This is a genomic window from uncultured Bacteroides sp., from assembly GCF_902491285.1.
Classification (GTDB): Bacteria; Bacteroidota; Bacteroidia; order Bacteroidales; family Bacteroidaceae; genus Bacteroides.
Window position 1 is genome coordinate 1 of the sequence record NZ_CABUHK010000149.1, and the last position, 6026, is coordinate 6026.

5 protein-coding genes and 1 pseudogene are annotated in these 6026 nt (G+C 44.4%); all 6 read right to left on the reverse strand.

Annotated features, from left to right (window positions below; translation table 11 throughout):
• Positions 1-70 precede the first annotated feature (70 nt).
• Complete coding sequence (locus RDN93_RS21440) at positions 71-1318, reverse strand: DUF1015 domain-containing protein (protein WP_308747357.1); 1248 nt, start codon at positions 1316-1318, stop codon at positions 71-73.
• Positions 1319-1403: 85 nt separating this feature from the next.
• Positions 1404-2324 (reverse strand): NAD(P)-dependent oxidoreductase, encoded by a 921-nt coding sequence (locus RDN93_RS21445; protein WP_308747358.1) that lies wholly within the window; start codon positions 2322-2324, stop codon positions 1404-1406.
• 10 nt (positions 2325-2334) lie between these two features.
• On the reverse strand, positions 2335-3402 hold the full coding sequence (serC, locus tag RDN93_RS21450; protein ID WP_308747359.1) for a 3-phosphoserine/phosphohydroxythreonine transaminase: 1068 nt from the start codon (positions 3400-3402) through the stop codon (positions 2335-2337).
• A gap of 262 nt (positions 3403-3664) precedes the next feature.
• Entirely contained in the window at positions 3665-4999 is a 1335-nt protein-coding gene (locus RDN93_RS21455; protein ID WP_308747360.1) for a DEAD/DEAH box helicase, read from the reverse strand.
• Positions 5000-5044: 45 nt separating this feature from the next.
• Positions 5045-5224 (reverse strand): hypothetical protein, encoded by a 180-nt coding sequence (locus tag RDN93_RS21460; RefSeq protein WP_291595343.1) that lies wholly within the window; start codon positions 5222-5224, stop codon positions 5045-5047.
• A gap of 257 nt (positions 5225-5481) precedes the next feature.
• Positions 5482-6026: pseudogene (locus RDN93_RS21465) on the reverse strand (NADH:ubiquinone reductase (Na(+)-transporting) subunit F); the annotation flags it as partial.

The following is a 6026-nucleotide window of genomic DNA, read 5'->3' on the forward strand; positions in this document are numbered from 1 at the left end:
CTTTATCAATGACGGGCAACTTACTATCTTTTGATTTTATGTCGAACTCACGTTAAATAAGACTTATGCTTTAATCCAACTTATGAATAACCAGTCCTGAGCGGAGTTTAGGCTCGAACCAAGTGGTCTTGGGCGGCATGATATTACCGGTATCCGCAATATCCATCAATTGCTTCATAGACACAGGATAAAGTGCCAGAGCTACTTTCATTTCACCGCTATCCACACGTTTCTTGAGTTCGCCCAATCCACGGATACCGCCGACAAAGTCGATACGCTTATCCGAACGCAGGTCTTTTATCCCCAGGATTTCATCTAAAATCAGATTAGACGAAATGGTTACATCAAGTACACCGATAGGGTCATTATCATTGTATGTACCGGGTTTGGCAGTCAGGCTATACCACTTGTTACTGAGATAAAGAGAGAAGTTATGCAGACCGGACGGCTTGTATATATCCTCACCCTTTTCTTCTACGGCAAAGTTCTTTTCCAATGCAACAATGAACTGCTCGGGAGTCAGCCCGTTGAGGTCTTTCACTACGCGGTTATAATCAATAATAGTCAGTTGGTTGGCAGGGAAGCAGACTGCCATAAAGTAATTATACTCCTCATCACCACGATGATTCGGATTCTGTTTGGCTTTCTCAGCCCCAACTAATGCAGCAGCGGCAGAACGGTGATGGCCGTCAGCGATATACAGTGCCGGCATCTTCGCAAATTCGGCAGTGATGGCCGCAATATCCTCGTCCTGGTCAACAATCCAGAACGTATGACCGAAGCCGTCGCCCGGAGCGATGAAGTCATAAACCGGCTTTCCGGCCGTATATTTCTTGATGATAGCATCCAACCTCTCATTATCAGGATAAGCGAAGAAAACAGGCTCGATATTCGCATTGTTCACACGGACATGCTTCATTCGGTCTTCTTCCTTGTCGCGACGGGTAAGTTCATGCTTCTTGATAACTCCGTTCATATAATCGGGAACATAAGCACCGACAACCAGTCCGTACTGTGTCTTCCCGTTCATAGTCTGGGCATAGATATAATAGTTTTCCTTTGCATCCTGCACCAGCCATCCTTTATCCTGAAACGCCTGGAAGTTCTCGGCAGCCTTGGCATACACCGGCTCGGCATGCTCGTCCGTGCCTGCGGGAAAATCTATCTCAGGTTTGATGATATGATAAAGAGACTTCTCGTTACCTTCCGCTTCAATGCGGGCTTCTTCAGAATTCAAGACATCGTAAGGACGGGAAGCAACCTGTTCCACCAAATCTTGCGGTGGACGAATGCCCTTGAAAGGTTTAATTATTGCCATGATATTAGTATTTAATATGTAAAAAATAAAAGCCACAGACTTATTGAAAATCTGTGGCTCAAATATACTACTATTTCTACGAATATTATTTATTCACGCGGAATTTTTCGCAACCGTCTTTCAAGAAACCAACGATTTGTTTGGCAGCGGCAATACCTGCATTGATATTTGCTTCAGCAGTCTGTGCACCCATCTTCTTCGGAGTTGAGAAATAGCGTCCTGCAAACTTCTCAGCAAATTCAGCGTTAGCGGCAGGCATGATGTCCGTGATATATTTGAAGTCGGCACGGTCTTCCATCAGCTTAATCAGTTCGGCTTCATTGATAACTTCCTTGCGGGCAGTGTTTACCAGCATGGCACCCTTCGGCATATCTTTCAGCAGCGCATAATTGATAGAATTCTTAGTCTCGGCAGTAGCAGGAATATGCAGAGACACCACCTGGCAAGTCTTATACAACTCTTCTGCCGAATCAAGTGCTTTCACACCGTCTTTTTCGATTACTTCTTTCGGGCAGAATGCATCGTAAGCATACACTTCCATTCCAAAGCCTTTGGCAACACGGGCCACATTACGGCCAACGTTTCCGTAAGCGTGGATACCCAGCTTCTTGCCCATCAGTTCCGTACCGGAAGTTCCGTTATAGAAATTACGGACAGCATATACCATCATACCCAAAGCCAGTTCGGCAACCGCATTGGAGTTCTGTCCCGGAGTGTTCATCACACAAACATTGTGAGCAGTGGCAGCAGCCAAGTCTACGTTATCGTATCCTGCACCCGCACGAACCACAATCTTCAATTCCTTTGCAGCATCCAGCACTTCAGCATCAATTATATCACTACGGATAATGATAGCGTCGGCGTCTTTCACTGCATCCAGCAACTGAGCCTTATCTGTATATTTTTCGAGTAAAGCAAGCTCATATCCGGCTGCTTCTATTTCTTTACGAATACCGTCTACCGCAACTTTAGCAAACGGCTTTTCTGTAGCTACAAGTACTTTCATAATTCTTTCATTAATGAAGTTTTTCAAATTCCTGCATACAATCAATCAAAGCCTGTACGCTTTCTTTCGGCATAGCGTTGTAGCAAGATGCGCGGAAACCACCTACCGAACGGTGTCCCTTGATACCTACCATACCTCTTTCAGTAGCAAACTTCATGAAGTCAGCCTCGAGGTCTTTGTATTCGGGAGCCATAACGAAACAAATATTCATGCGTGAGCGGTCTTCCTTAGCAGCAGTACCTACGAACAATTTGTTGCGGTCGATTTCCGCATACAGCATATCAGCCTTTTCGATGGCACGGCGTTCCATTTCTTTCACACCACCCTGAGCTTTGATCCAACGAAGGTTCAACATGGCAGAATAGATAGGTAATACCGGCGGAGTATTGAACATTGAACCGCCATCAATGTGAGTCTGATAATTCAGCATTGACGGGATGTAACGTGACACCTTACCTACTGCATCATTCTTCACGATAACGAACGTAACGCCCGCAGGAGCCAGGTTTTTCTGAGCACCACCATAGATACAGATATATTTGGAAACGTCAATCGGACGTGAGAAAATATCAGAAGACATATCGGCAATCACTGGAACCGGAGAATCGAGGTCTTTCTTCAATTCCGTACCGTAAATTGTATTATTTGTAGTGATATGGAAATAATCTGCATCAACAGGGATTGTGTAATCTTTCGGGATATAAGTATATGTAGCTTCGGCTGAAGAGGCAACCTCTACAACTTCACCAAAACCTTTGGCTTCTTTCATTGCTTTCTTTGCCCATACACCGGTATTCAAATAAGCTGCTTTTTTTTCGAGGAAATTATAGGGCACCATGCAGAACTCCATACTAGCACCTCCACCCAGGAACAAAACCGAATAACCTTCGGGGATATTGAGTAATTCCTTGAATAATGCCTCTGCCTCGTCAACCACAGGTTGGAAGTCTTTGGCACGGTGGCTGATTTCCATCAGAGATAAACCAGAGCCGTTGAAATCTAAAATAGCCTTCGCTGTATCCTCTATCACCTCACGCGGAAGAATGGAAGGTCCTGCATTGAAATTATGCTTTTTCATTTGAAGTTTGTTTTTGGTTTAACAATTTCGTTACTTTTGTCTTTTGACCTTGCGAATTTACGAATTTATTCCCATCGCACAAATCTTTCCTTATAAAAATACTGTTTTAAAGCAGATTTTCCTTTCTTTTTATTGGTTTATACAGGATATATACACCATATTGTTATCTACAGATAACAAGTAAGGAATAAAAGTCGAAAAACGAACAAAGCATGGGGAAGTTACTAATAAAGTGAAAGCAAAATGCAATAAAAACGTATATTTATTTAGCTTCTTCAATAATAGTCTTCATTCCTTTGATTTTTTCGCCTTGAATCAGGTTCAAGAGTTGCTTGACCTTCGCCCGGCGCACAGCAACAAAAGCATAATGTTCCTTCACGTCAATCGCCCCCACATCTTCACGGGTCAGATTCCCTTTCTTATACAGGAATCCGGCAATATCCATCCGGCTCAGTTTTTCCTTCTTTCCTTTACCTATATATATAGTAGCCCAAATTGACTTTGGCGGACGGGGGGGATTTTCAGGCAACGCAACCGTTTCCATATCTTCAGGAATATAAGCGGGCAGCTTTTCTTCCTCATGAAGAATCAGATAAGACGTTCCTGTAGCGTCCCAACGCGCCGTACGCCCGTTCCGGTGTGTAAAGGCTTCCTCATTCACCGGAAGGTGATAATGGATGATATGCCCAATCTCCGGAATATCCAGTCCACGGGCAGCCAAATCGGTAGAAATCAATACATGGCAACTGCCGTTACGGAACTTATACAACGCACGCTCACGGTCCGGCTGTTCCATGCCGCCATGAAAGCGTTCGGCAGACAGTTTCTTATCTGCCAATAGTTTCTGCACACGATCCACCGCATCCCGGTGATTGCAAAAGACGATACTCGAGCTGCTTCCCAATGTGCAAAGCAGATTATATAAAGTATCAATCTTATCTTTCGCCGGAGAAAGCACTTTCATCAGCGTCAGACGGGATTCCTGTTCTTCGGAAGCGTCCGGCAGGAAATTCAGCCTGACTGTACGGTTCAGTCCTGTAAATTCGGGAATCTCTTCAGCATCCGTAGCCGAAAGCAACATACGCTTTTTCAGTCCCGGAAGCTGCGTGATAATCTCCGCCATTTCATCATGGAAACCGAACTCCAAAGACTTGTCAAATTCATCAATGATTAAAGTCTCAATGGTTTCGGGGTTGAAATTTCCCTTAGACAAATGGTCGGTAATACGTCCCGGAGTACCGATAATGATAGCGGGATGATTTCCTTGAATGCTCTTCTTTTCTTCCGCAATGGGGTGTCCGCCGTAGCAACAACAGGTTTTCCAGGAAGTCCCCATGGCTTTAAACACACTGTCGATCTGCAAAGCCAACTCACGCGAAGGAACCAGAATCAAGACCTGCACATTACCGTTGTCCGGCTTCAAGGTGAGTAATAAAGGCAACAGATAAGCCAGTGTCTTGCCCGACCCTGTCGGTGACAATAATATGACGTCTTTCTTTCCGGTAGCTTGTTCAAGTGACGCTTCCTGCATCGGATTCAGCTCTTCAATCTTCAAATTGCGGAGAGCCGACTGTATAATTTCATTTTTCTCTAACATGGTGACAAAGATAATAAAAGGAAGAGTATGAGGACGAATACGCAGTTAAACTTTAGCCATGCCGGTCAAGATATAACGTCCTTTTAGATTATTCTCTCTCATATAAATGGTAACTTCCGCCCGGCAAGCCGATATTAAGGCATATCCGGTCAGTTCCGAACTCATAGCTTTGACAAACGTGTACTCCGTATCGTTGTGAATAAAAGATATACGATGGTATTCCATAACCTGTTTTATGTATTTAAATTCTATTGGGTAGTCAAATATACGAATATAATAGATACGTATAGCGAAAATAGGAAAATATCTTCATAACGGACGTAAAATAGCCGAATGGTATAGCGGAAAGACACACAGGGAAAGCACAAAAAAGAAGCGGGAAACCTGAAAAGCATATCAGCTTTTTCAAGTTTCCCGCTCTGTTTGTTATGTTATCTTTCCAGTCATTTCACTGACCGGAAGTTAACTTCCGACGAATTGAATTATCCGCCGAAGTTATCGAACATCAAATTCTGAGCCGGTACGCCAAGGTCGTCGAGCATCTTCTCAACGGCTTTCGACATCGGGCCGGGACCACACATGTAGTATTCGATATCTTCAGGAGCTTCATGGTTCTTCAAGTAAGTTTCATAAATCACGTTGTGAACGAAGCCCGGAGTGTACTTCACGCCTGCAGCATCGGCAGCAGGATCCAGACGGTCAAGCGCCAGATGGAATGTGAAGTTCGGGAAGTCCTTTTCGATTTGCAGGAAGTCTTCCAGATAGAATACCTCGTTCAGTGCACGGGCACCGTAGAAGTAAGACATCTTACGGTCGGTAATATGCAGCGTCTTCGTCAAGTGCATGATTTGTGCACGCAACGGAGCCATACCGGCACCACCGCCAATCCACATCATTTCCTTATTAGAATCCAAAATCGGGTGGAAATCTCCGTAGGGGCCGCTCATAATCACCTTGTCACCCGGTTTCAGAGTGAAGATATAAGAAGAAGCGATACCCGGCATTACATCCATAAATCCGGGACCTT